The sequence below is a fragment of the Shinella sp. G-2 genome, assembly GCF_050172695.1.
GTDB lineage: Bacteria > Pseudomonadota > Alphaproteobacteria > Rhizobiales > Rhizobiaceae > Shinella.
Map to the genome: position 1 here is coordinate 82,752 of NZ_JBBEYH010000012.1, position 24,789 is coordinate 107,540.

Annotated in this window: 22 protein-coding genes; 12 read left to right on the top strand and 10 right to left on the bottom strand. The window is 64.8% G+C overall.

The window, feature by feature from the left end; genetic code table 11:
• Positions 1-6 precede the first annotated feature (6 nt).
• The gene (locus V8U06_RS18270) at positions 7-267 is read left to right on the top strand and encodes a DUF2934 domain-containing protein (RefSeq protein ID WP_427141879.1); all 261 of its coding nucleotides are present in this window, start codon (positions 7-9) and stop codon (positions 265-267) included.
• Here V8U06_RS18270 and V8U06_RS18275 read toward each other — a convergent pair whose 3' ends face one another.
• Both V8U06_RS18275 and glgX read right to left on the bottom strand, forming a co-directional pair.
• A complete protein-coding gene (locus tag V8U06_RS18275) occupies positions 268-1,326 on the bottom strand; it encodes a DNA topoisomerase IB (protein ID WP_427141880.1) in 1,059 nt (352 codons plus the stop codon). It abuts the gene before it with no gap.
• A gap of 9 nt (positions 1,327-1,335) precedes the next feature.
• Positions 1,336-3,420 (bottom strand): glycogen debranching protein GlgX, encoded by a 2,085-nt coding sequence (gene glgX / locus V8U06_RS18280; RefSeq protein WP_427141881.1) that lies wholly within the window; start codon positions 3,418-3,420, stop codon positions 1,336-1,338.
• Between the two features lie 182 nt (positions 3,421-3,602).
• Here glgX and treZ point away from each other — a divergent pair, with 182 nt between their 5' ends.
• The 3 genes from treZ (at position 3,603) to treY (ending at position 8,486) form a co-directional block, all read left to right on the top strand.
• Positions 3,603-5,381, top strand: coding sequence for a malto-oligosyltrehalose trehalohydrolase (gene treZ / locus V8U06_RS18285; RefSeq protein ID WP_427141882.1), 1,779 nt, complete (start codon positions 3,603-3,605; stop codon positions 5,379-5,381).
• Positions 5,382-5,439: 58 nt separating this feature from the next.
• Positions 5,440-5,811: a CBS domain-containing protein gene (locus V8U06_RS18290; RefSeq protein WP_427141883.1), complete on the top strand. Its 372-nt coding sequence runs from the start codon at positions 5,440-5,442 to the stop codon at positions 5,809-5,811.
• Positions 5,812-5,879: 68 nt separating this feature from the next.
• Positions 5,880-8,486: a malto-oligosyltrehalose synthase gene (treY, locus tag V8U06_RS18295; protein ID WP_427141884.1), complete on the top strand. Its 2,607-nt coding sequence runs from the start codon at positions 5,880-5,882 to the stop codon at positions 8,484-8,486.
• A 70-nt stretch (positions 8,487-8,556) separates the two neighbouring features.
• On the opposite strand, the gene V8U06_RS18300 is transcribed toward treY, so the two are convergent.
• Positions 8,557-9,264 carry a GntR family transcriptional regulator gene (locus V8U06_RS18300; RefSeq protein WP_427141885.1) on the bottom strand — a complete coding sequence of 236 codons (708 nt, stop codon included), beginning with the start codon at positions 9,262-9,264 and terminating at the stop codon, positions 8,557-8,559.
• Between the two features lie 225 nt (positions 9,265-9,489).
• Between V8U06_RS18300 and V8U06_RS18305 the strand changes: the two genes are divergently transcribed.
• From V8U06_RS18305 to V8U06_RS18335, 7 genes are all read left to right on the top strand, one after another.
• A complete protein-coding gene (locus V8U06_RS18305; protein WP_427141886.1) occupies positions 9,490-10,677 on the top strand; it encodes an ABC transporter substrate-binding protein in 1,188 nt (395 codons plus the stop codon).
• Between the two features lie 100 nt (positions 10,678-10,777).
• Positions 10,778-11,647 carry a branched-chain amino acid ABC transporter permease gene (locus tag V8U06_RS18310; protein WP_427141887.1) on the top strand — a complete coding sequence of 290 codons (870 nt, stop codon included), beginning with the start codon at positions 10,778-10,780 and terminating at the stop codon, positions 11,645-11,647.
• 4 nt (positions 11,648-11,651) lie between these two features.
• Positions 11,652-12,623 (top strand): branched-chain amino acid ABC transporter permease, encoded by a 972-nt coding sequence (locus tag V8U06_RS18315; RefSeq protein ID WP_427141888.1) that lies wholly within the window; start codon positions 11,652-11,654, stop codon positions 12,621-12,623.
• On the top strand, positions 12,620-13,402 hold the full coding sequence (locus V8U06_RS18320) for an ABC transporter ATP-binding protein (protein WP_226917707.1): 783 nt from the start codon (positions 12,620-12,622) through the stop codon (positions 13,400-13,402). The genes V8U06_RS18315 and V8U06_RS18320 overlap by 4 nt, the downstream gene beginning before the upstream one ends.
• Positions 13,403-13,405: 3 nt before the next feature.
• The gene (locus V8U06_RS18325; RefSeq protein ID WP_427141889.1) at positions 13,406-14,128 is read left to right on the top strand and encodes an ABC transporter ATP-binding protein; all 723 of its coding nucleotides are present in this window, start codon (positions 13,406-13,408) and stop codon (positions 14,126-14,128) included.
• Position 14,129: 1 nt separating this feature from the next.
• Complete coding sequence (locus tag V8U06_RS18330; protein WP_427141890.1) at positions 14,130-14,855, top strand: aspartate/glutamate racemase family protein; 726 nt, start codon at positions 14,130-14,132, stop codon at positions 14,853-14,855.
• Between the two features lie 177 nt (positions 14,856-15,032).
• The gene (locus tag V8U06_RS18335) at positions 15,033-15,737 is read left to right on the top strand and encodes a GntR family transcriptional regulator (protein WP_226917704.1); all 705 of its coding nucleotides are present in this window, start codon (positions 15,033-15,035) and stop codon (positions 15,735-15,737) included.
• A gap of 56 nt (positions 15,738-15,793) precedes the next feature.
• Here the strand turns inward: V8U06_RS18335 and V8U06_RS18340 are convergent, their stop codons facing one another.
• The 7 genes from V8U06_RS18340 to V8U06_RS18370 form a co-directional block, all read right to left on the bottom strand.
• Complete coding sequence (locus V8U06_RS18340; protein WP_427141891.1) at positions 15,794-16,837, bottom strand: sulfate/molybdate ABC transporter ATP-binding protein; 1,044 nt, start codon at positions 16,835-16,837, stop codon at positions 15,794-15,796.
• 14 nt (positions 16,838-16,851) lie between these two features.
• Positions 16,852-17,709, bottom strand: coding sequence for a sulfate ABC transporter permease subunit CysW (gene cysW, locus V8U06_RS18345; protein ID WP_427141892.1), 858 nt, complete (start codon positions 17,707-17,709; stop codon positions 16,852-16,854).
• Positions 17,699-18,562, bottom strand: a complete 864-nt coding sequence (gene cysT, locus V8U06_RS18350; RefSeq protein ID WP_427141893.1) for a sulfate ABC transporter permease subunit CysT — start codon at positions 18,560-18,562, stop codon at positions 17,699-17,701. Before cysT ends, cysW begins: the two co-directional genes overlap by 11 nt.
• A 5-nt stretch (positions 18,563-18,567) precedes the next feature.
• Positions 18,568-19,593, bottom strand: a complete 1,026-nt coding sequence (locus V8U06_RS18355) for a sulfate ABC transporter substrate-binding protein (RefSeq protein ID WP_427141894.1) — start codon at positions 19,591-19,593, stop codon at positions 18,568-18,570.
• Positions 19,594-19,818: 225 nt separating this feature from the next.
• The gene (locus V8U06_RS18360; RefSeq protein WP_427141895.1) at positions 19,819-21,165 is read right to left on the bottom strand and encodes an FAD/NAD(P)-binding protein; all 1,347 of its coding nucleotides are present in this window, start codon (positions 21,163-21,165) and stop codon (positions 19,819-19,821) included.
• Between the two features lie 66 nt (positions 21,166-21,231).
• The gene (locus V8U06_RS18365) at positions 21,232-21,690 is read right to left on the bottom strand and encodes an RrF2 family transcriptional regulator (RefSeq protein ID WP_427141896.1); all 459 of its coding nucleotides are present in this window, start codon (positions 21,688-21,690) and stop codon (positions 21,232-21,234) included.
• Positions 21,687-23,036 carry an FAD/NAD(P)-binding protein gene (locus tag V8U06_RS18370; protein WP_427141897.1) on the bottom strand — a complete coding sequence of 450 codons (1,350 nt, stop codon included), beginning with the start codon at positions 23,034-23,036 and terminating at the stop codon, positions 21,687-21,689. The genes V8U06_RS18365 and V8U06_RS18370 overlap by 4 nt, the downstream gene beginning before the upstream one ends.
• Before the next feature lie 306 nt (positions 23,037-23,342).
• Between V8U06_RS18370 and V8U06_RS18375 the strand changes: the two genes are divergently transcribed.
• Complete coding sequence (locus tag V8U06_RS18375; protein ID WP_427141898.1) at positions 23,343-24,380, top strand: hypothetical protein; 1,038 nt, start codon at positions 23,343-23,345, stop codon at positions 24,378-24,380.
• Positions 24,381-24,789: the final 409 nt, after the last annotated feature.

Genomic DNA, 24,789 nt, shown 5'->3' on the forward strand with positions numbered 1-24,789 from the left:
ATCATCGTGGACGACGAACGCCAGGAATGGATCAGCAAGCGTGCCTACGGCCTTTGGGAAGCGGCGGGTCGGCCACACGGCCGGGACCACGAACATTGGGAGCAGGCCGCCCGCGAACGCGCGGAACTCGAGCGCGTCGCCCTGCCCGAACACCTGAAGACCAAGCGCAATTCCGGCGAGGCGGACGACGCCACCCGGCGCGCGGTCGCCTCGAACCGCAACACACGATCCGAGAGCAATATCCGGAAATCCTCAGCCGTTCGATGATCACGGCTGAGCTGTGCGTCGCTTCCGGCGTTTTGCGTTTCGCCGGCTTTCGAGGAAGCGCAGCATGCGCTCCTCCTCCGCCCTCATTCCCGCGATGCCCCGCGCAACGTCGAGGGATGGGCGGCGCAAAGCGCGCATCAGGGTTTCGGGCGCTTCGGCAAGCGCGATGATATCAGGATGGATATAGCTCGACCGGGCAATCGAAGGCGTATTGTGCAGGACGTCCGCTGCGGCGGCCGCCATGCCCTTGATCGTCGGTCGCTCTCCCGCCTCGATCGCACGGCGCGCCAGGGAGAAGGCCGCGAGGCTGCCAGCCCAGGTGCGGAAGGTCTTGGCCGAAATGGCGATATCGGAGATGGCCGCGAGATAGGCGTTGAGCCGCCCGGAATCGATCGGCCGCGCGAGGCCGGCTTCGTCCCTCCATACGAAGAGCTGTCGCCCCGGCAGATCGGCGCAGCCTTCGAGCAGGCGCTGCAGGCGGGGATGTTTCAGCGTGCGTCGCACCCGCTTGCCGCCCTTGGCGGTGAAGCGAAGGTCTATACTGCCCTCCTTCAGTGAGACATGGCGCTTGAGCAGCGTTGTTGCACCATAGGTCTTGTTCTCCTCGGCATAGGCACGATTGCCGACGCGCAGATGCGCTTCGTCGAGCAGCACGGTGATCGCCGCCAGCATCGTCTTCATCGTGCCGGGTGCCCCTTCGAGATCGCGCCGCATCGTGCGCCGGATTTTCGGCAGCGCCCGGCCGAAGGCGATCAACTGGTCGAACTTGTCGCCGCTCTTCAGCGCCTGCCAGTCCGGATGGTAGCGGTATTGCTTGCGACCACGCGCGTCAAAGCCGGTCGCCTGCAGATGTCCCCGGCCATCGAGGCAGATCCAGACATTCTCATAGGCCGGTGGCAGGCCGAGGGACGCGATGCGCGCTTTCACCTCAGCATCGCGCACGAGAGCGCCATTCGGCAGGCGGTAGCAGAAGCTGCGTCCGGCTCTCAGGCGCCGGATACCGGGTTCGCTGTCCGAGACATAGACAAGACCGGTTTCTTCAAGATTTTCCGGCGCCATGGACGCGTATTACCCCAAAGGTGCGAAGACCGCGACGCTGCCCGCATAGACCGTGGCAGGCCCCTCCACGGGGTGCTCGGCGAAGGCATCGTCCGCTGCGCCCGTATCGAGCACCCGCTTCCAGGCCAGGACGTCCTTCACGTCGGGCAGTGTCACCTGGCTGTCGGCGCCGGCATTGCAGACGATGAAAAGCCGGTCCTCATCCTCGCCATTCGCCGGCTTCGACAGGAAGAGGCCCAGCACACGCAGGTTCGCGTCCGTCCAGGCGCCGTCGTCCATCGGCGTGCCGTCGGGGCGATACCAGGCGATGTCGATCGTGCCGTCCTCCGCGGGTTCCCCCGTCAGGAATGTTTCCTGCCGGAGTGCCGGATGGGCCTTGCGGAAAGCGATCATGCCCTTGCAGAAGGCAAGGAACGGATCGTCGAGGCCGCTCCAGTCCGTCCAGCCGATCTCGTTGTCCTGACAATAAGCGTTGTTGTTGCCGCCCTGGCTGTTGCCGAGTTCGTCGCCGCCGAGAAGCATCGGCACGCCCTGGCTCAACATCAGCGTCGCGATCATGTTGCGGCGGCGGCGGTCGCGCGCAGCGCGGATGGCCGGATCGTCGCTCCCACCTTCCACCCCCATATTGTGCGAGTGGTTGCCGGAATGGCCATCGCGATTGTCTTCGCCATTCGCTTCGTTGTGCTTGCCGTCATAGGACACCGTGTCCATCAGCGTGAAGCCGTCATGGGCGCTGATGAGATTGACCGAAGAGGTGGCGCCGCGGTCGGAGTGGTTGAACTGCTGCGCGGACCCCGAAAGCCGTGCGGCCAGCCCCGGAACGAGACCGCCGTCCCCCTTCCAGAAGCGGCGTACGTCGTCGCGATACTTGTCGTTCCATTCACGGAAGGGATAGGGAAAGCCGCCGACTTGATAACCGCCGTCGCCGACATCCCAGGGCTCGGCGATCAGCTTGACGCCCGACAGGATCGGATCCTGCCTGATGGCATCGAAGAAGGTGCCCTCGCGGTCGAATTCGATATGCCGCGTGCGCCCGAGCGTGCTGGCAAGGTCGAAGCGGAATCCGTCCACATGCATGGCGGTCACCCAGTAGCGCAGGCTGTCCAGCACCATGCGCAGAACCATGGGATGGGCGATATTGACCGTATTGCCGGTGCCTGTCGTGTCGTAGGTGTGGCGCGGATCGTCGGGCGAAAGGCGATAGTAGCTCAGATTGTCGAGGCCGCGGAAGCTGAGGGTCGGCCCGCGTTCAGACCCTTCGGCGGTGTGGTTGTAGACGACATCCATGATCACCTCGATGCCGGCGGCATGGAAGCGCTTGACCATGGTCTTGAAGGCCGTGATCGCGGCGCCGGCCAGGAAGCGCGGCTGCGGCGCGAAGAAGCCGAGTGTCTGGTAACCCCAATAGTTGCGCAGGCCCTTTTCCAGGAGATAACGATCGTCAGGGAAATACTGGATGGGCAGAAGTTCTATGGCGGAAATGCCGAGATCGACGAGGTGCTCGATGATCGGGTCGCTCGCCATGCCTGCAAAGGTGCCGCGCAGATTTTCCGGCACGCCCGGATGGGACATCGTCATGCCGCGCACATGCGCCTCGCAGATGATGGTGTCCGTCCAGGGACGGCGAATGGCGGCGTCTCCGGCCCAGTCGAATTCCGGATCCTGCACCACGCCCTTGACCATGAAGGGAGCGCTGTCACGCTCGTCGAAGGAAAGATCTTCCGCCGGGTCGCCGATGCGATAGCCATAGAGTGCATCGTCCCAGGCGATCTCGCCGAGCACCTGCTTGGCGTAGGGATCGAGCAGCAGCTTGTTCGGATTGAAGCGGTGGCCGGCGTTCGGCTCGTAGGGGCCGTGCGCCCGGTAGCCGTAGACAGTACCGGGTTTGAGGCCGGCAATGTAGCCGGACCAGACCTCGCCCTCGCGCTTGGGCAGCGGCAGGCGGGCGGTCTCTTCCTTGCCATCCTCGGAAAACAGACAAAGCTCCATCTGTTCGGCATGGGCGGAAAAGACCGCGAAATGCGTGCCCTCGCCGGTGAATTCGGCGCCGAGCTCCGGCTTCATGAAATCGAGTTCGGAAAATGAGTAGCTCATGCAATCTGTCCCCTTCGGTCGGGCAGGCAGCGCCCTGACCAACAGGCGGAGCCGCCGCAAAGGCTTCCACGCCGGACCCGGATGGGGTCGGAGAAGCGATGATGCAACGCAAAAAGAGGGGCATTGTTCCGGAACATTTGCGCCCTCGCCCGGTTCGATCTCCGGCTAACGACGAGGAACCGATGACATTATCGACGCAACGGGCCTGGGGGCCGACCTTCCTGACCGATGGCCGGGTGCGCTTCCGCCTCTGGGCGCCCGCCGAACGCACCGTGAAGCTGCTGCTTGCCGGTGGAGAAGAGATCGAAATGCGGGCTGGTACCGAGGGATGGCACGAGGTCGAAACCGACCGCGCGCAGCCGGGCGAAGCCTATGTTTTCCGGCTCTCCGATGGCGTGGAGATCCCCGATCCCGCCGCGCGCGCCCAGCAGCACGGCGTCGAGGGACCTTCCCTGCTTGTCGATCCGGATGGTTATTCCTGGCAAAATCCCGGCTGGCAGGGCCGCCCCTGGGAAGAGGCGGTGATCTACGAATTGCACATCGGCGCGTTCACGCCGGAAGGCACGTTCCGCGCCGCCATCGACCGCCTGCCCGATCTCGCCCATACCGGTATCACCGCGATCGAGCTCATGCCGGTCGCCCATTTTTCCGGCCGGCGCGGCTGGGGTTACGACGGCGTGCTGCACTTTGCGCCGCACAATGCCTATGGCACGCCGGAGGACCTGAAGGCGCTGATCGATGCAGCCCATGGCCATGGTCTTATGGTGCTGCTCGACGTGGTCTATAACCATTTCGGCCCGGTGGGGAACGTTCTGCCGCGCGTCGCGCCGGAATTCTTCCACCCCGAGCGCCACACACCCTGGGGTGCGGCGCTCGCCTTCGAGCGGCAGCCGGTGCGACGCTACTTCATCGAGAACGCGCTGCAATGGATCCTCGACTATCGCTTCGACGGCCTGCGCCTCGACGCGACGGAAGAGATCGACGACGAAAGCGAGCCACATCTCCTGATCGAACTTGCCGAAACGGTCCGCCAGGCCGCGCCCGACCGGGCGATCCACCTCGTCGTCGAGGATCAGCTGAGCCGCAAGAGCCTTCTGAACCGGGACGGCGGCGCTCCGCGCCATTATACGGCCGGCTGGAACGACGAATTCCACCATGCCTTGCGGGTGCTTGCCGCCGGCGAAACGAAGGGGCACTACGCGCTCTTCACCGAGAACACCGGCGATATCCTGCGCGAGGCCCTCGCCCGCGGCTTCGTCCATACGGATCATGCCCGGGACCGCGTCGGGCCGACCCCGCAGGATCCGCTGCCACCACAGGTCAATGTCAATTTCCTGCAAAATCACGACCAGATCGGCAATCGCGCCTTCGGTGAACGCCTTTCCACCCTTGCCGATCCGACGGTGGTGTCCGTCGCGACCGCCCTCCTGCTGCTGACGCCACCCGTGCCGTTGCTCTTCATGGGCGAGGATTATGGCGAGCGGCGACCCTTCCTGTTCTTCGCCGACTTCGACGGCACCCTTGCGCATGCGACCAAGGCAGGGCGCGCGGACGAAGCGGAAAAATTCGGCGGACTGCCCGACGGCAAGGACGTGAAGGACCTGCCCGATCCGGTGGCCGAAGAAACCTTCCAGCGCTCGAAACTCGACTGGACCCGCGCAGCGTCGCCCGACGGCCGCAAACGGGCGGCGTTCCTGCGGGAGCTGATCGCGCTGCGGCAGAGGCATGTCGTACCGCTGCTAAAAGGCCAGGGACCGGTAGAGCCCCATATCCTTCCAGCTGCGGACGGTATCGTCGCCATCGACTGGCGCTTTCCGGATGCGACGCTGGCCCTGCGCGCCAACCTGACGGGCGAGGCCGCGGAATGGCCCGGGATGACGGGCGAGACGATCTTCCTTCTGGCCGGCGGCGCGGCAGCCGGGCCGGCGATCGCCGTCGCGATAGACCGCGCCCGACCATAGGCGGGAACCAACGTGCCGCTCAACGGTTCTTCCGCAAAACGTTCAGCAAGAGGTCCCCATGCAGATCGGCGACATCATGACACGCAACGTCCACCTCGTCCGGCCGGAGGAAAACCTTCAATATGCCGCTCGCATGATGGCGGAATGGGATATCGCCTTCCTGCCCGTTGCCGATGCCAGCGGTCTCGTCGGTACGCTGACGGACCGTGACATCATCCTGCGCGCCGTGGCGCCGGGACTGGATGGAGAAACGACGAAGGTTGCCGACATCATGACGACCAACATCACCTATTGCTTCGACGATGAAGAGCCCGAAGCTGTGTTGAACAACATGCGTTCCCTGCACCTGCGCCGACTTGCCGTGCTCGATCGTCAGAACCGGCTCTCCGGCGTGGTGTCGCGAACGGATTTCGCTCGCCACGGTGTCTGACGCGGGTCTTTGGAACAAATCGGGAGGATGTGCGTTCTTCGCGCCGACTCTTCACGTTCCAGGATCTCATGACCCGCCCCCGCTCGACCTATCGCCTCCAGTTCCGCAACGGCATGGACTTCGGGAAGGCGCGTCGGCTCGTGCCCTATCTCGAAGCGCTGGGCATCAGCCATCTCTATGCATCGCCCGTGATGACCGCGACCGCTGGCTCGACGCATGGCTACGACGTCACCCATGCCAACGAGATCGACCCGTCCCTCGGAGGGCTTGCGGGCCTTCGCGCCCTTGCCGGCGATCTGCATGCGCGCGGCATGGGCCTTATCCTCGACATCGTGCCGAACCACATGGCGGCGAGCCTTGAAAATCCCTGGTGGCGCAGCGTGGTCGTGTGGGGCGCGCAGAGCCCGTTCGCCGGTCATTTCGATATCCACTGGCGGCAAAGGCTGACGCTGCCCTTCCTCGGCAACGATTTTCGCGAGGAACTTTCGGCGGGCGTTCTCAGCCTTGCGCTGGACCCGGCCTGCGATGCGCTTGCGCTGCGCTACCACGACACCTTCTATCCGCTGCATCCCGGTACCTACCGGCAGATTCTCGAAGAATTGACGGACGTAGCGGCCAGTCCCGAGCGCGATCCGGAAGGCCGAACGGTCCTGTCCGCCGTACTCGCATCGGCGGATGCCCGCGCGGCGCTGGAGCGGACCCTCGAACGGCTTTCCGCCGATCCGGCGCGGATCGCCGCCATTCACGATGCCCAGCCCTGGCAACTGACGGACTGGAAAACGGCGAGCCGGCATCTCAGCTACCGCCGTTTCTTCGAGATCGCCGGCCTTGTCGGGCTTCGCGTCGAAGATCCGCGCATCTTCGACGACAGCCATCGCCTGATCCTCGACCTCGTGCGCGAGGGAACCGTGGATGGCCTTCGCATCGACCACATCGACGGGCTCGCCGATCCCGAGGCCTACTTGCAGCGCCTTCGCGCCGCCGCCGGCCCCGATGTCTATATTGTCGTCGAAAAGATTCTGGAAAAGCAGGAACCGTTTCCAGCCCATTGGCCCGTCGCGGGCACGACGGGCTACGAATTCATCACCGCGCTGGCGGATGCGCTGTCTGACGAGCACGAGGGCGGACGGCTCGCGCAAGCCTACCGGCCGCTCAAGGACGAGGAGCGCCGCGGATCCTACGCGCAGGAGCGGCAGGCCAGCAAAAAACAGATGCTCTCGGACAATTTCGAGGGGGAAGTCCGCCGCCTGACGGCGTTGACCAAGGTCATGGCCGACCGCACCGATGCCGACCTCTCCCGCGGCACAATCGCCGAAGCCCTTTGCGGCATGATCGCCGCCCTGCCCGTCTACCGCACCTATACGACGGTGACATCCGGCGCGGACGAACACGACCGGCAGCTTCTCGCCGCCGCGCGGCAGCAGGCGCAGGACGGCGTGCGCCCGGAGGTCCGCGAGGCCATCGATTTCATCTGGGAACTGCTCGTCGACGACCGGACCTGCAGCACCCTGCCGGAATGCCCCGAATTCCGCACCCGCTTCCAGCAATTGAGCGGCCCTGTCATGGCCAAGGCCCTGGAAGACACGCTGTTCTACCGGGAGAACGCCTTCATCGCGCTCAACGAGGTAGGCGGCGATCCAGGCCAGCCGACAGGCGGTCCGCACGCTTTCCACGCCGCCATGCAGGCGCGGGCGGAAACGCTGCCCCATGCCCTTTCGGCAACCTCGACCCACGACACCAAGCGCGGCGAGGATGCGCGCGCACGGCTTTACACGCTGAGCGAGGCGCCGGACGACTGGATCGCCGCGACCCGGCGCTGGACAGACCTCAATGCCCGCTTCCGCCGCGCGCATGCCGGCCGCGCCGTTCCCGAACCCTATGTGGAATGGCTGATCTATCAGGCGCTCGCCGGCGTCTGGCCGCTCGGCGAGCCGGACGATATGGAAGCGCTGCGCGAACGCCTGCGGTCCTATGTCGAAAAGGCGCTGCGCGAAGCCAAGATCGGCTCGAACTGGCGCCGGCCGGATGCCGACTACGAGCAGAAGGTCATCGGCTTCGTCGAGGATGTGCTTGGACACGAGGCGTTCCTGCGCGACTTTACCGGGACCTTGTCGCCTTTTCTCGATGCGGGGCTCCTCAACAGCCTGTCGCAAACCCTGATCAAGCTGACGGCGCCCGGCGTTCCCGATATCTACCAGGGCAGCGAACGCTGCGACTTCTCGCTGGTCGATCCCGACAACCGCGCGCCGCTGGCTCTGGCCGGCCTCGACGTGCCGCAAAAGCCGGCTGCGCAACGGGCGACCTTTCCGCACTACAAACAATGGCTGGTTGCGACCGTGCTCGCCGCGCGACATCATTGCCCGGCTCCCTTCGCCGGTGCCTATCTTCCCCTTGCTGTAACCGATGACAGTCGGCGGGCGCTGGCATTCCTGCGCGGCACGCCGCAGGCCTTCGTCCTTGTCGCCGTTCCGCGCCTGACATTGGGAAGCAGCGCTTCCGACGGGCTCCCGCTGAAGACGGACGCGAAGGCCGGCATCGCCATCACCATTCCCGAGGCTTTCAGGGGGCGAAAGGCGCGCTCCGCGCTCGACGACCGCGCGCTCGTCCTCGGCCAAACGCTGTCCCTGTCGGAGGCACTGGGAGACGAACCGGTCGGGTTGCTGCTCGGCGTATGACGCCGGCTGGGCGGTTTGTTTCGGCGCATTTCCGAGTGCAAAACCGGTGCCCGCTTTTCCTGGAAAGAGGCTAGTGCCGGCCGAAAAGCTCGATGAGGTCGACGCTGTCGGAGGTCTTGCCACCGAGTTGAAGGTGCTTTTCGATGTGACGAAGGTGGGCCGCCATGGTGCGGGCGGCCTTTTCCGCATCGCGCGTGCGGAAGGCCTCGACGATGGCCTCATGCTCGTCGTCGCGACAATTGCTGAGACCCGGCGCCCCGAAGAGGCCGATGATCAGCGAAGTGCGGGTCACCAGCTCCTTCATGGTGCGCAGGAGGATGGCGTTGCCGGCGATCTGCGCGAGCATGGTGTGGAACTGGCCGGACAGGCGGATCGCCTCGTGGCGGTGCCGCTCGTTATGCGCGGAGTGTTCCATCTCGATATGACGCACGAGCGCGGCCATGTCCTCGTCCGTCGCGCGCTGCACGGCAAGGCGCGCAATGTTCGGCTCCAGAGCCTGGCGGGCCTCGAACACCTCGCGGGCCTGCTCGGCCGTCGGAGAGGCGACGAAGGCGCCGCGATTGGCATGCAGTTCCACCACTTCGCGGCTGGCAAGCAGCAACAGGCTGCGCCGGATGCGCATGCGCCCCACGCCGAATGCCTCGCACAGAGCGGATTCGGAAAGTTTCGTTCCGGGGGGCAATCGCTGCTCGACGACCGCGTCGAAAATGCGCTCGACGATCTCGCTCTCGTCGATTTCGTCCGCCTCCACCGGGTTTGTCCTGTCTACGTCAACCACCGCATTCCTCGTGACATGCGCCTGTTCTGTTTCACCTATTAAATAAAGCCGATTTAGTTGACCAACAAGCACCGATTTCGTCGACATGATTTGCATTGCCTTGTTCACAACCCCTTGACAAGATCGTTAACAATGCGCTCAATACCCAAGCCAAGGCCGATTGTGGCCGCCCGCGCGGCCCACTCGACCATAGAAAATAGATCAATGGCCCAGAGGAAGAACACAATGCAAAAGCGCACATTCCTGAAAATTTCCGCTCTCGCTGCCGCGACCGCTCTCTCGCTGCCGCTCATGGCCTATGCCGAGAACGCCACGCTGAAGGTCGGCTTCGTCGGCGTCACCTCTGGCCCGGCCGCGGCCTGGGGCATTTCGAACCAGCGCTCGATGGAAGCGCGCGCCGCCTGGCTGAACGAACTCGGCGGCGTGAAGATCGGCGACAAGACCTACAATATCGAGATCGTCGCCTTCGACGACCAGAAGGACCCCAAGCGCGCCATCGCCGGCATGGAAAAGATGGCGCAGGACGGCATCCACTATGTCGTCGGCCCGAACGTCGACGACGGCGCGGCGGCGGTGCGCCCGGTCGCCGAGCAGAACGGCATCATGTATTTCCCCTATTCCTTCCCGAAGGCGCTCTTCTCGCCGCCGGCATCCAACGCGATCCTCGGCATGGTGGCCAACTACCAGTCCGGTCCGGCCATCTATAAGTACCTGATGGAAAACAAGGGCGTGAAGAAGGTGGCCTTCGTCGCCGCCAACGAATCCGACCCGCTGAGCCAGCGTGAATCCGGCATCGCGGCTGCCCAGGCCCTCGGCCTGGAAATCGTCTCCGGCAACGTGACCTATCAGGTGGATACGACCGACTTCACGCCGGTTCTGCTGCCGGTCATCCAGGCTTCGCCCGACCTTCTGGTGCTCTCGGGCGTTTCGCCGGCCAACGCTCCGCAGCTCATCCGCTCGGCGCGCGAACTCGGCTTTACCGGCCTCATCTCCACGGAAACGGCGCAGGATGCGGCCGTGCTGCAGGAAGGCGCCGGCGAACTTGCCGAAGGCTTCATCTCGGTCGGCGGCGCGTCCACGCCGGAACTCGCCAGCGACACGATGAAGGAATTCGTCGACCGCTACACCAAGATGTTCGGCGAATACAACGACGAGTCCAACACCAAGGTCTACGCCCTCGAATACATCATCGAGACGCTGAAGGCGAACCCGGCGGCCATCGACAATGTCGATGAATACAAGAAGACCATGGACACGTTCGAGGCGGCGAACCCCTTCATGAAGGGCGACGCCAAGCTGAAATATGTCGGCATGACCTCGTTCGGCCAGAAGCGTCAGGTTTCCGTCCCGCTCGTTGTCAACGAGTACAAGAGCGGCAAGTTCGAGACGCTGTTCGTCGGCCAGGTCGACTGATCAGAGCCCAGGGCACTGACACGATGAGGGGATCCGGGCGGCGCGTGTCGCCCGGCCGGATCTTCCTTTGCCTGAACGCTCTTTCCATTGGAGGCTCACGATGGAACAGATAATTGCCAACGGTCTCTACCTTGGTGCGCAATATGCGTTGATCGCCCTCGGGCTCACGCTGATCTTCTCGCTGATGAACGTGCTGAACTTCGCCCACGGGCAGATGTACGTCTTCGGCGGCTTCGTCACATACACGGTCGTCGTCCAGTTCGGCCTTCCCTTCATCGTCGGCCTCGCCGCATCCGCCGTGATCCTTGCGATCATGGGCGCGGCGATCGAGAAGTTCCTCTTCGCGCCGGTCGTGCGCCGGTCGAAGCGCGATGAATCGACCATGCTGCTCGCCGCCGGCGTCGCCTTCTTTCTCGATGCCGTCATCCTGCTCTTCTTCGGCGAGAAGCAGCGCGGCGTGCCGAAGATCGTCAACGGCGTGTTCAACTGGGACATGCGCATCATCATGCCCTATGACCGCATCCTGATCGGCGTTCTCGCCATTCTGCTGATCGTGGCCTTCATCGGCTTCATGAACTATTCCCGCGCCGGCCGCGCCATGCGGGCGCTCGCGCAGGATCGTATGGCCGCCCAGCTGATGGGCGTCGACGTCTCGCGTTATTCCATGCTGGGCTTTGCGCTCGGCGCCATGCTCGCCGGCCTCGTCGGCGGCCTGCTCGTCACCATCACCGGCGTCAATCTCGGCATGGGCGGCCCGACCTCGGTCAAGGCCTTCCTGATGATCATGATCGGCGGCGCGGGCGTCATTTCGGGCGCGATTGCCGGCGGTTTCATCCTCGGCATGATGGAGAGCGTCGGCCTCACCGTGCTCTCGGCCTATGGCGACATCACCTATCTCGTCATCTTCGCCACGCTGATGGTGTTCCTGGCCGTCCGCCCGCAGGGGCTGATGGGCAAGCCGTGGGGTTGAGATCATGAACGCGAAAAAACTTCTCGGCTTCGCCGCCTTCCTTCTCGCCGTCTTCGTGCTCGTGCCGCTGTTCATCGGCGCCACCGGCCGCGTGGACTTCTTCTACACTCTGACCTCCGTCGCCCTCCTCTCGGTCGGCGCCGCCGGCGTCTGGCTCACCTTCTATATCGGCCGCATCAACATCGGCCAGGGCGCCTATGCGCTGGTCGGCGGCTATGTCTCGGCGATCCTCGTCACGCAGGCCGGCGTCTCCTTCTGGCTGACGCTGCCGCTGGCCGGCCTGTTCTGCGCCCTCATCTCGGCGCTGATCGGCTTCCCGATCCTGCGCCTGCGCGGTGTCTATTTCGCCATGGTCACGCTGGTGCTGACGGAGGTGGCGCGCCTGTCCGCCCTCGCCCTGCCCATCACCAATGGCGCCAAGGGCATCACCTCGATCCCCCTGCCCGGTGAACTTTCGATCTTCGGCCTGACGATCATTCCGGCCTTCGGTTCGCTCGCCAATCCGCGCATCGGCTTCTACATGATGGCCGTCGCGCTGATGGTCGTCACCTACCTGGTTCTCTGGCGCATCGTGAACTCGCGGCTCGGTCATCTGTGCCGCAGCCTGCAGCAGAACGAGGAGCTTTCGGCCTCCATCGGCGTCAACACGGCCTATCTCCGCCTGCTCGCCTATGCGATCTCCTCCTTCTTCGGCGGCATCGCGGGCGCCATGTTCGCCTCCATCGCCCAGTCGATCTATCCGTCGTCCTTCGTCGTCGCCGACAGCGTGAACTTCATGCTGTACTGCTTCCTCGGCGGCCTCGGTTACGTCTTCGGCCCGATGCTCGGCACGTTCCTGCTCTATTTCGGCTGGGACCTGCTCTCCATCGCCAGGGAATACCAGCTCCTCATCTATTCCGGCGTCATGATCCTGCTCATGCTGGTCCTGCCGAACGGTGTCCTCAGCCTTCTCGACAAGAAGGAGGGCGGCAAATGACCCCCATCCTGCAGATCAAGAACATCACCAAGCGTTACGGCGGCCTGACGGCGGTGAACGACGTGTCCTTCGACGTGAAGGCCGGCGAGATCCTCTCGGTGATCGGTCCGAACGGCGCCGGCAAGTCCACGCTGTTCAAGCTGATCTCCTCCTTCGTGCCGGCAACGACGGGTGAAGTGCTCTTCAACGGCACGCGCATCTCCAGCCTCGCCCCGCACAAGGTGGCGCGCATGGGTGTCGTGCGCACCTTCCAGGAAACGACGATCTTCCGCTCCATGACGGTGCGCGAAAACATCATCGTCTCCCATCACCTGCGCTCCCGGGCGAACCTCTTCGGCTTCTTCCTCGGCACCAAGCAGGCGAAGGAAGACGAGGCGGCCTTCGCGGCCTCCGCCGACGACATCGTCGACTTCCTCGGCCTGCAGGCGATCCGCAACGAACTCGCCTCCAACCTGCCGCAGGGTCATCTTCGCGCCCTCGGCATGGCGATCGGCCTTGCCACCGACCCGAAGGTCATCCTGCTGGACGAGCCCTTCGCCGGCATGAACCACGACGAGACCATGAAGATGGTCGGCCTCGTGCGGCGTCTTCGCGACGAGCGCGGCGTCACCGTCCTCCTGGTCGAGCACGACATGCCCGCGGTGATGAAGATCAGCGACCGGATCGTGTGCATCAATTTCGGCGAGAAGATCGCCGAGGGCACGCCCCAGGAAATCCGGGAGAACGAGAAGGTGATCGAAGCCTATCTCGGCTCCGAAGATGCGGCGATCGGGATGTAAGCCATGACCAAGATTTTGAGCGTTGAGAATGTCGAACTCTATTACGACCACATCTATGCGCTGAAGGGCGTCTCGATCGATGTGGACGAAGGCGAAACCGTCGCGCTGATCGGCGCGAACGGTGCGGGCAAATCCTCGATCCTGCGCGCGATCACCGGCCTCCGGCCGATCAAGTCCGGGCAGATCACCTATCAGGGGCAGAAGCTCAACGGCACGCCGGCCGCCGAGATCGTCCGCCGGGGCATCTCGATGGTGCCGGAGGGCCGCCGCGCCTTCCCGCTGATGTCGGTCAAGGACAACCTGCTGATGGGCGCCTTCACCCGCACGGACAAGGCGGAAATCGAGCAGACGCTGGAAAACATCCTGACGCGTTTTCCGCGCCTGCGAGAACGCTACCATCAGCAGGCCAACACCATGTCGGGCGGCGAGCAGCAGATGATGGTGATCGGCCGCGCACTGATGGCGCGTCCCAAACTGCTTCTCCTGGACGAGCCCTCTCTCGGCATCGCGCCGAAGATCGTGCAGGACATCGCCCGCGCCATCGTGGCCATCAGCCGCGACGAGAATGTCTCCATCCTCCTCGTCGAGCAAAACAGCCGTATGGCGCTTTCCATCTCCAACCGCGCTTACGCGCTTTCCACCGGGTCGATCGCCCTGTCAGGCAATTCCAAGGAACTGATGAACGACGACCGCATCAAGGCAGCATATCTCGGAGGCGAACTCTGACATGAAAATACTCGTCATCAACCCCAACACGACTGCGACGATGACGGAGCATATCGGCAAGGCGGCGCGCGCCGCCGCCTCTGCCGGCACGGAAATCACCGCCGTCAACCCGGAGCACGGTCCGGTTTCCATCGAGGGCTATTTCGACGAGGCGATGAGCTTGGCCGGCCTGCTCGACACCATTCGCCGCAACCCGGACTGCGACGCCGTCGTCATCGCCTGTTTCGACGACACCGGCCTCGACGCCGCACGCTGCCTGACCGATCGCCCTGTCATCGGCATCGGCGAGGCCGCCTATCACTTCGCCTCGATGATCTCGAACAAGTTCTCCGTGGTGACCACGCTGGCCCGCTCCGTGCCGGCGCTCGAGCACAACCTTTCCCGCTACGGCCTTGACGCCCGTTGCGCCCGGGTACGCTCCTCCGAAGTGGCGGTGCTGGAACTGGAACAGCCCGGTTCCAATGCCCGCCAGAAGATCAGCGCGGAAATCGGCGTCGCAGTTGCCGAGGATCGTGCCGAGGCCATCGTGCTCGGCTGTGCCGGCATGGCCGGTCTTGCCCATGACCTCGCGGAAGAACACGGTCTGCCCGTGCTCGACGGCGTGTCCTGCGCCGTGAAGCTGGCGGAGGCGATGGCCGGCCTCAACATGCGCACGTCCCGCCTCGGCGGCTATGCGCCGCCGCCGCCGAGCAAGCTGGAATGCATCTTCAAACGGATGGAACGATAACACTCAGTACGCATTCTTCCCGCAAGATCGTATACTTTCTCCCCAAGGCCGGGGCGCCAATGCCGCGAATGGCATGCGCGTTCCGGCCGACGGGGCGTCATTGCCTGCGAAGCAGTGGACAGACTCACCCTTTGCATGCAATTTGCGGGATCATTTTGCGGAACGGGAGAGAACCGGATGACACAGAAAGTAGCCGATTCGGGCCGCGGCCGCTCGCATGCCGTGCATCGCGCACTGAAACGCGCGATCCTTGACCAGGCCCTGTCGCCCGGCGCGAAGCTGCCGGAAGATTCGATCGGCGAACGCCTCGGCGTCAGCCGCACCCTCGTGCGCGAGGCTCTGGTGCGTCTCAGCGAGGAAGGCCTTGTGGACCTGCGCCCCAACAAGGGCGCGACGGTGGCGCGGCCGACGCTCGAGGAGGGGCGCAATCTCTTCCTCACGCGCATGGCGCTGGAACGCCTCGTCGTGGAGACCCTTTCGGGCAAGCTGACGAAGGAACAGATCGACACGCTTTCGGCCCATATCGCCGCCGAAGACGCGGCAAAGCCCGAGCATGCGCTGTCGATCCGCCTCGCCGGCGAGTTCCATACGCTGCTCGCGCAGATGACGAACAATGCCAGCCTTATCCGCTACGTCAACGAGACGGTGGCGCGCAGTTCGCTCATCCTCGCGCTCTACGGCCGTCCGCATTCGTCGGACTGCGCGGTTTCCGAACATCAGGACATTCTCGATCACCTGATCGCCGGCAAGAGCGACGCGGCGACCAAGCTGATGACACATCACCTCGATTCCATCACCACCCGCGCGCTGCTGCCGCGCGAGGACGACCGCAACATCAAGGATGTCCTCTCCGCCTATGCGGTCGCCGAAGGTCTCGCCTGAGGCCCAGTCCCAAGGCTTGATCCTGATGGCTCAGTCCTGAGGCTCAATCATCAGGCTCAGGCGGAAAAGAGTTTCCACCGCGTCGGCCGGAAGCGCAGGCTCGCGCCATTGGCGGCCTGCGCATCGAGCGGGATTTCGATCTCGACATGGTGCGGCTCGCCGGCCTTGCCGATATCGATATCCGCGATGCGCGTGCCGGCGAGGCGCCGGGATGTCGCCACGCGGCCTTCGAGGGCGGGCGCGGCCGGGTCCTCGACCAGCACGACATCCTGCGGGCGGAAGAACAGCGTACCGGCGCTTTCACCCGGACGCGGCGCAATGCCTATCGGCCGGTCCTGGAAGCGGACGGCGTTGTCCGCGACGGTGACGGGCAGGCTGGCGCTGTCGCCGATGAAGGAGAAGACGAAGGGCGAGTTCGGCCGGTCATAGACGTCGTCGGACGAGCCCACCTGTTCGATCTTGCCCTGGCTCATCACCACCACACGGTCGGCAAGCTCGAGCGCCTCTTCCTGGTCATGCGTGACGAAGACGGTGGTGTGCCCCGTGCGGTCGTGGAATTCGCGCAGCCAGCGACGCAGTTCCTTGCGGACCTTCGCGTCGAGCGCGCCGAAGGGTTCGTCGAGCAAGAGCACCTTCGGCTCGATGGCCATGGCGCGGGCGAGCGCCACGCGCTGGCGCTGGCCGCCCGAAAGCTGGTTCGGATAGCGCTTCTCGAGGCCCGAAAGCTGCACCATTTCCAGCAGTTCGCCGACCCGGCGGCGGATTTCCGCCTTCTCCGGCCGCTCGCCGCGCGGACGCACCGTCAGGCCGAAGGCGATGTTGTCGGCGACCGTCATGTGCCGGAAGAGCGCGTAATGCTGGAAGACGAAGCCGACATGACGTTCCTGCACCGTCTTGTGCGACGCATCCTCGGCGCCGAAATAGATGCTGCCGAGCGTCGGCGTTTCGAGGCCGGCGATGAGACGCAGCAGCGTCGTCTTGCCGGAGCCTGACGGGCCGAGCAGGGCGATCAGTTCGCCGGAGCGGATTTCGAGCGAGACATCGTTGAGCGCCGGGTATCGATCGAATTCCTTGCGGATGTTCTGAACACTGACGTCCATGGAGGGCGTGCCTTTCAATGCTTGCGGCCGGCAGCGATTTCCGCGCCGTAGTGAAGTTCGAGGACCGTCTTGACGACGAGCGTGACGAGAGCGAGGGCCGCGAGCAGCGAGGCCACCGCGAAGGCGCCGACGAAATTGTACTCGTTGTAGAGGATCTCGACATGCAGCGGCATGGTGTTGGTGAGGCCGCGAATATGGCCCGAGACCACCGACACCGCGCCGAACTCGCCCATGGCGCGCGCGTTGCAGAGCAGCACGCCGTAGAGCAGGCCCCATTTGATGTTGGGCAGCGTTACATACCAGAAGGTCTGCCAGCCCGACGCGCCGAGCGACAGCGCCGCCTCCTCGTCGCCCGTGCCCTGTTCCTGCATCAGCGGGATCAGTTCGCGCGCGACGAAGGGAAAGGTAACGAAGACCGTGGCGAGCACGATGCCCGGCACGGCGAAGAGGATTTCAACGCCATGGCTCTTCAACCAGGGTCCGAGCGCGCTGCCGGCCCCGAAGAGCAGGACATAGACGAGGCCGGAAATGACCGGCGAGACCGAGAACGGCAGGTCGATCAGCGTCGTCAGGAAGGCCTTGCCCTTGAATTCGAACTTGGCGATGGCCCAGGCCGCCGCCACGCCGAAGACAAGATTGAGCGGCACCGCGATAACCGCGACGAGCAGCGTCAGGCGGATGGCGGCGAGCGTGTCGGGATCGCCGAAGGCGATGAAGAACTCGCCGGCGCCCTTGCGGAAGGCCTCGATGAAGACGGCCGCAAGCGGCAGGAGCAGGAACAGCGCGAGGAAGACGAAGGCGACCGCCATCAGCACAAAGCGCGCCAGCGGTGTTTCCGTCGTCGGCGAGGGGAGACGGCCTTTATGCGCCATGACCGTACCTCCTGCGGCTCCAGGCCTGGATAAGATTGATAACGAGCAGCATGGCGAAGGAAAGCCCCAGCATGATCGTTGCGATGGCCGTCGCCGCGCCGTAGTTGAACTCCTCCAGGCGGATGACGATGAGCAGAGGCGCGATTTCCGAGACGTAGGGAATGTTGCCGGCGATGAAGATGACCGAGCCGTATTCGCCGACGCCGCGGGCGAAGGCGAGCGCAAAGCCCGTCAGGATCGCCGGGGCAAGACCCGGCAGCAGCACGCGGAAGACGGTCTGGAAACGGTTGGCCCCAAGCGTTGCGGCCGCCTCCTCCACCTCCCTGTCGATCTCCTCCATGACAGGCTGCACCGTGCGCACCACGAAGGGCAGTCCGATGAAGACGAGGGCGATGACGATGCCGGTGGGATTGAAGGCCGCCTTGATGCCGACAAGGCCGAGCACCTGGCCGACCCAGCCGTTCGGCGCATAGAGCGCGGCAAGCGCGATGCCCGCGACGGCGGTCGGCAGGGCGAAGGGCAGGTCGACGACCGCATCGACGATGCGGCGGCCGGGAAACTCGTAGCGCACGATGACCCAGGCGACGATGACGCCGAAGACGACATTCACCAGCGCGGCGATGAAGGCCGTGCCGAAGGACACTTTCAGCGCATTCAGCGTGCGCGGATCGGCGAAGATGGCGAAGAATTCCGCGCCCGACAGCGAGGCTGAACGCCAGACGAGGCCGGCGAGCGGAATGAGGATGATGAGCGTGAGGTAGGCGAGCGAAAAGCCGAGCGTCAGTCCGAAACCCGGAATGACGCTCGGCTGTCTCAGTCGCCACCGCACCGAAGCGGCAGCAGAGGTCGTCAAGGTGCTCAGTTCCCCGGCTTGTAGATCTGGTCGAAGACGCCGCCGTCACCGAAATGCTCGGGCTGTGCCTTTGCCCAGCCGCCGAAGATCGGGTCGTCGATCGTCACCAGCTTAATATCGGGAAGCTGTTGCAGCAACTCCGGCTTTACCACCTCGCGCTTGGAGGGACGGTAGAAGTGCTTGGCCGCGATGTTCTGGCCTTCTTCCGAATAGAGGTAGTTAAGATAGGCTTCCGCCTGCTTGCGCGTGCCCTTGGCATCGACATTGCCGTCGACGATCGTGACCGGCGGTTCGGCAAGGATCGAAATCGGCGGAGCCACGATATCGAAGGCGTCGGCACCGAATTCCGCACCGGCGAGATAGGCTTCGTTCTCCCAGGCGAGCAGAACGTCGCCGATCTGGCGCTGGGCGAAGGTGGTCAGCGAGCCGCGTGCGCCCGTATCCAGCACCGGCGCCCGCTTGTAGAGCTCGGCGATGTAGGCCTTGATCTTGCCCTGGTCGCCGCCGAATTCCTGGTTCGCCCAGGCCCAGGCCGCAAGATAGTTCCAGCGCGCACCGCCCGAGGTCTTCGGGTTCGGGGTGACGATCTGCACGTCGCCCTTCACGAGGTCGCCCCAGTTATGGATGCCCTTCGGATTGCCCTTGCGCACCAGGAACACGATGGTCGAGGTATAGGGCGAGGAATTGTTCGGCAGGCGCTGGCGCCAGTCCTTGGCAATCTTGCCGGTCTTGTCGACGATGGCGTTGATGTCGCTTTCCAGCGCCAGCGTCACCACATCGGCTTCCAGGCCGTCGATGACCGCGCGGGCCTGCTTGCCCGAACCGCCGTGCGACTGCTGCACGGTGACGTCCTCGCCGGTCTCCGCCTTCCAGTGCTTGGCGAAGGCCTCGTTGAAATCCTTGTAGAGCTCGCGCGTCGGATCGTAGGAGACGTTGAGCAGCGTCGTCTCCGCCATCGCCCCCGAAATCCCGCTGAACACCAGCCCCAAACCGAGGGCCAAAGCCCCGATGCGTTTTCCTATTGTCGACATCTCCAACCTCCTGGTCACTGCCTCGGTTAAAACCCTAGAGAATTAGTAGACTTAGTCAACAATGGCCAGAAAGTTCGCAAAACCGGTTCCAAACGAGGGATATCGGCGCAATGCGCGCACTGCCCCTCCCGGCAAAAAGCGCACAGTTCATCTCGAAAAGGGACGCGGAAACGCAAAATGCATCCGCGAAAAATCACCTCTTTTCGCCGGCCCGATGAACTTTTTTCAGCCACGCGAGAGCCGCGCCGAACCGGACAGCGGTGCAGAAAGCACGCTGCGATAGGCCTGACGCACCGTCTCGGCGAAGGTGAAGGGGCCGGGCCGGAGGCCCGAGGCGACCGCCCCGACGACGGAAAGGCCATCGACGATCCGGCCATGGCCGAGCAGGCGGCCGCAATCGTCGACGGAAAGCGTGGCGACATCGCAGCCGAGCAGACCGGCAAGCGCACGCGCGGCGGGGGCTTCCCGGCAGTCGATGGTATTTCCATCCGCCATCTTCGGATCGCGGGGCGGCATGAAGCGGGTGCGGCCGGTCTCGAATTCCGCGGCGAGGCGGCGGTGGACGTCGCCGGCGATGCGGATGGAGAAATGGCGGTGCAGGCGCAGGAGATGGCGGCGATACTGGTTGCGCTCGGCCTGGGGCAGATTGCGCCAGACCACGGAAAGCCTTGCGGAGGCGGCATCGACGACGGTTTGCCACTGGCCACCGTCCCGCGCCTCCGCGCTGCTACATTCCTGCCGGACGTAGTGGAAGGCGTCGCGCAGCGACCGGCTCGTCGGCGGTTCGCCGAAGACCATCCCGCCGAAGCCGCGCCCATGCGGTTGCGGCAGTCGGCCAGCCGCCGCCGCAACGTGAATGGCGCCCGCAAAGCCGCGCGCCCTGAGATCGAGCAGGATGGCGGCAAGGCGCGGCCCGTTGCCGACAAGGGTCAGCGGCGGCGGGTTTTCCTGCCGGGACAGCCGGTCCGCCACCGCCGCCGCCTCCTGCCAGGATGCGGCCTCGCGTTGCACGAAGCCGAAGCCGGTGGCGACGAAGACATGGTCGAAATGCGCGCTTTCCCCTGCGCGGAAGGCAAGGCGCACCCCGCCGGCATCGAGGCCTATATGACGGACGGTGGCGCTGACGGTGCGGATGCACACGTCGCGGCGAAGGGCGAGCGCCTCGCCGAAACGGGCCATGCCATAATCGCGAAACAAGGCGCGCGGCGCATGCAGATCCTGCGGGCCGCGCAGGGCCGTCACGGTCCCGCCCGAGAGGAAATTGTCCTTCAGCCAGCGGGTGAAATCGTCGGGCCTGTCGGGCAGGAGGGAAAGGTCGCGGGCGGGTTCGCTTGTCAGCGCCCGGCCGGCAGGACCGTCGCCGAAGGCGCCGGGTGCGTCCTCGGCATCGATCATCCAGGCCTCGAAGGGCCGATGGAACCGCCGCATCAGGGCAATCACGGTGGCAAGGCCGGAAGGACCCGCACCGACGACCGCAATCCTGACAGGCGGGAGCGTGCATCCCGGCGCGGTTGCCGGTCCTCTTGCCGCTTCCCCTTTTGCAGCTTCCCCTTTTGCAGCTTCCAGGTCCATGGCCCATCCTTTCCTGCAAGATGGAGGAAGACACCGGCGGGAGAATAGCGCACCGCCGGATAATTTCTATCTTTTTACTAGAATAATCGACGGACGCGCATCCCCCTGCCCCGACGCTTCCGAAAGCACGTCCGCAAGCGTCGTCCCGTCGAGGATTTTCGCCGACGCGGCGGCAACGCGCGCGAAAACCCGGCTCAATGCATGGGAAGCGGCATTCTCGCCGGCACGGCTGGCGGCTGGCAGCGGTGTCCCGTCCGTCGCGCGCAGCACGTCGCCCAATGAAACCGCCTGCGGGCGCCGCAGCAGCAGATAACCGCCCTTTTGCCCGCGACGGCTGTCCACGATGCCGGCGCGCTTCAGGTCGAGCAGGATCTGTTCGAGGAACTTCTTGGGGATGGCCTCCCCTTCGGCGATGGCCCCGATCCGCAGGGTCTGCCCCGGGCCGGCACGGGCAAGCACCAGAAGGGCCTGCAAGGCATATCTGGATTTCTGCGACAGAATGCCGGCAGACGGCGCGCTTCTCATCCGCAGGCAACCGCGGCGCTGATGGCCCTGGCGACGGAAAGCGCCTGCTGACGGATGTCGGGAACGGCGGTGATCTCGAAATGCCGTCCCGCCGTCAGCGGTCCCAATGCATAGAGCCGGGGCCGATCTGCGCCCGAGGGAACGGCCGATCCCTCGTCCACCAGAATGCCGAGGCCCCGCGGGTCGGCACACAGAACGCCTTGCGCGGCAAGGCTCGACAGCAGCGGCGAGGCCTCCACCGTACATCGGTCGAACCCCGTGCAGTTGACGACCATGGCCGCCGCGACGCTTGTCTTCTCCCGGCCGACGATATCGGCGGCCAGCCCGGCGCCCTCAAGCCTGAGAGCACCGAGACGCCCGCGATGGACGATCAGGCGGCCGCCGTCGCGGAGCGCGGCGATCCGTTTCGCAACCGCGGGCGCCATGCGGTGGCGATGGACATTCCAATAAGCGCTGGCATGGCGGAGGAACCGCGCGCGCCGCTCCGGGCTCCAGGCCTTCCAGAGCACCTGCGTGACGGGCCGGAGCCCGTCCATCACGGCGCGCCAGTCCGGCACGTCCCCGGCGGCGCGGCGCAGCGCGAAAAGCATCTGGCTGACCTCGCCGCCATCCGGCGCCAGCATGGCCGGCACCGGGTCGGCGCGGCGGTCGAGATGCGCCTGCGGCAGGAGGCCGTGGCGCGACACGGCGTGAATCCTTCCCTTGAAGCCCCGCTCCGCCAGAACGAGACACTGGTCGACCATGGTCAGACCGGTGCCGACGAGGAGCACGTCGCCTTCCATCGGCAAACGCTCCCACCAGGCATCCGCCCAGGGGTCATCGACAACGAAGGGGCGGACCGCGTCAGGCACCGTTTCGAGTGGAAGCCGCCGTGTTCCAGCGCCGGTGCACAAGGCCGCGACAGGCGACGACAGGCGCTCGCCATTCGACAGGTGGAAGAGCAAGCCGCCGTCCTGCGCGGCCTCTGCACCGAGGGCGACCGTGTCGACGACGGTCAGCGCCGGGCGGTTGCCCGTTCGCCGGCGCGCAGCCTGAAGGCAATCGGCGATGTAATCGCCATAGACCCGGCGGGGAACGAAGTCATCGGGCCCGGCGCGAAAGTCGTTCTCCTTCAGCCATGCCACGAAATGGTCGGGGCGGTCGGCGAAAAGCCCCATGCGGCCGGCGGGAACGTTGAGGAGCAGCGCCTCGTTTCGGGTCGAATAGGCAATGCCTCTTCCAAGCCCGGCCTCAGGCCCCACAAGGCTCACCTGCGCCGATGCAGGCATGAGGTCGAGGAGGTTAAGCGAAAGCGCGACGGCCGAGAAGCCGGAGCCGATGACGGCCACATCCGCATGCATCGTCATGCCAGTCCCTCCCTGAGAGGATGCGATGGAGCAGCCTAGCCCTAGTTATCCATAAAATCTATAGACTATTTTTAGCCACTCCGCCGCCTCAACGCCGCCAGGCCGACGGCAGTTCCCGCATCCTTCTTTTCACAGGCCGCGCCTTTCTCTAGAATGGCCGACGAGCGCCGGGAATGAACCGGGCTGCACCCACCCGTGCCGCGGCGGGATTTGCCAAGCAATCTATACAATCTCTATAGAATGTGATCTCTCTGGCCCGACAATGCCTATGCGCCCTGGAACCGCATTCCACAAGGAGCAGACGACATGGGTTCTCTTTCTACCGCGCAGAGCCGCGCGACACGAACGGCCGCCCTCATCGCGACCGAGGATGAAGCCGTCACGGTGGCCGGTTCGCTTGCCGGCGTCTTTGCCCTTCCCGCAGCCATGGCGGCAGACGCCATCGAAACACGATTGGACCTTCTCTCCCGCTCCGGCCTTTTCGGCATTTCCGTTCCCACGGAACAGGGCGGGATCGACGTCTCCAACACCGTTCTTGCCGAAGTCTGTGCCATCGCGTCCGGGCAGTCCGAAACGCTCGGGCGCATTCTTGCCGGCCATTTCGTCGGCGTGGAGCATGTCCGCAGCCAGGGCAGCGACAGCCAGCGCAGCACCGTCTTTTCCGCGATCCTTGCCGGCGCCCGACTGGCGCGCGCCTTCGCCGGCGAGACAAACATTCTGGCCTTCCTGCCGAGCGGCCTTGGCTGGCGTCTGTCGGGCACGGCGCTGTCGACGCCCCATGCCCGGCATGCCGACTGGCTGCTCGTGCCCGTTCGGCAGGACATGAAAACGGCCGGCCTGCTGCTGTCCGCCCATGGCGAAGCGTTGCGTTACCCCGGCGAAAACCAGGTGCTGTTCGAGGATGTGCTTGTCGATGGCGATGCCCTGCTGCACCCCATCGGCGAAGCGGGTGCGCATGCCGTGCCGCGCGCGCTGGACCTGTTGCTGCAAGCCGCCTGCCGGCTCGGCGCCGCGCGCCACGCGCTTCACGCCTTTTGGGACGATCCGGCCTGCCATCCCGGTACCGCCGGAGGCCTCTCTGCCCGGCTGGCGGCAGCAGGCGCGATGCTTGCCGAAGCCGGCCGCGCCATCGACGGCGCGCAGATCGGTCTTGCGGACCAGCACCGGACGAACGCCTTCCTCGCGGCCGTCGATGCTCTTGCTGCTGCGGAGGACGCAGAAGTCTCGATCCGGCAGGCCGCCGGCAACGAAAGCCGGTCGGCGCCCCACCTTGCCGGCATTCTCGAGGAAAGCGGCACCTTGCGCCTTGCCGAGCATCGGCGGCAGCCGCACGAGGAAACCTGAAGGCAAAAAAATGGGCCGGCGAAAACCGCGGCCCATAAGGTGTGAAGGTCTAAAACCTCCAGAGGGGAACAGCTGGTGCGGCGGCACTGGGAGGAAAAAACCGCCATGTGCATCAGCTGTGTGCACTATGGTCGTTTTTTGATCAGATGGAAAACATTTATTGTGCAGTGCAGCTATGCAAATGATGCATTGCTTTCAAAGCGAGCAATATCAACAGCTTGGAACGACGCGAAGGTGGATTGCTCAGAACTGTTGTGCGGCGCGCACGCTGGCCTCAGGCTCTTGAAGGCAAGGACGCGTTTTTCCATGCCTTGCGGTCCTGTCACCGCCCGCCGGTTCGTCGATCCTTGAGCATTATCCGACGCCGAAGCGGGATCGCTTCGGCGTCGGATAATGCGGTAGAGCAAAA